This window comes from Caldisericia bacterium (assembly GCA_021158845.1).
In the GTDB taxonomy this organism is placed as follows: domain Bacteria; phylum Caldisericota; class Caldisericia; order B22-G15; family B22-G15; genus B22-G15.
On the sequence record JAGGSY010000087.1, the window covers coordinates 1 to 1,225 of the forward strand.

General features: G+C 35.5%; 1 protein-coding gene. It reads left to right on the forward strand.

Annotated elements, in window-relative coordinates; genetic code table 11:
- Positions 1–761 (forward strand): prolipoprotein diacylglyceryl transferase (gene lgt / locus J7J33_03415; GenBank protein MCD6168339.1); only part of this gene is annotated, 761 nt, incomplete at its 5' end.
- Positions 762–1,225: the final 464 nt, after the last annotated feature.

Genomic DNA, 1,225 nt, shown 5'->3' on the forward strand with positions numbered 1-1,225 from the left:
CCATTGCAGTGCTTACTGGAGTTTTCTATGCATGGAGGGAAGCAAAGAAGGAGGGAATAGACGAGGATAAATACTTTGATTTTGTAATATGGGTAATAATTGTAGGTATTATAGGAGCAAGAGTTGTATTTGTTCTTGCCAATAATCCATTATTTTATCTTACTCATCCCTTAGAGATACTCAAAATATGGCATGGAGGACTTGCATTTTTCGGAATAGTAATATTTGGTTTTCTTTTTACATACTTTTACTGGAGAAGATTTGGACTGTTTTATAAAATATTAGATATTGCTGCACCAGCACTTGCTCTTGGTTTTGGTATTGGAAGAATTGGATGTTTTCTTAATGGGTGCTGTTATGGTAAGCCAACTTCTGTTCCATGGGCTGTAGTCTTTCATGATCCAGCATCTTTCGGACCTATTGGAATTCCAATTCATCCAACACAGCTTTATCTATCAGCCAGTGGTTTTATTGCCTTCTTTATCTTAAACAAGGTGAAGAAAAGAATTAAAGTTGAAGGAGGATTGTTTGTCCTTTTTCTTGTGCTTTACTCAATATGGACTTTTATAATTGAGTTTTTCCGTGGAGATCACATGCCAATATTCGGTCTTACAAATGGTCAGTGGAGTGTTTTTCCTATTCTTTTGTTTGCCTATCTATTCTATAGATCTTCTCCCACCCTAAGACATGGAAAAGAAAAACCTGAAGATGAGAATTCTTTAGACTCTTCTCAAGAAGAAAAAGAGGTTGAGGAGTCTTAAAGAAGAGGGCATAGGATGATCCACTTCCTGAAAGAACCAAAGCATCTGGTTTAAATTTCATTAGAGTCTCTTTAATTTTAATTAGATTGGAATTTAATCTAATGGCAAATCTCTCAAGGTCATTTTTAAGATAAGAAAAAAAATCTTTATTACTGATTAGCCTATCCAGCACCAGATCGGTGGAGGTATTAAAATAAGAGTATTCATCCACTAACGAGTAGACATGGGAAGTATTGATTCTAAAACCGGGGAATACAACTGCAATGAAAAATTCCCTATCTTTTACATAAATAGGCATAACCTTTTCACCTTTATTCTCTATGAGGAGAAGATTCTCCTCTCTAATAAAGAGTGGAACATCTGAGCCAATCTTTGCCCCAATGTTTAGTAAATCTTTTAGACTCAATGGGTAGCCAAATATGGAGTTAAGTGCTTTAAGTACAGTGGCAGCATCAGAACTTCCA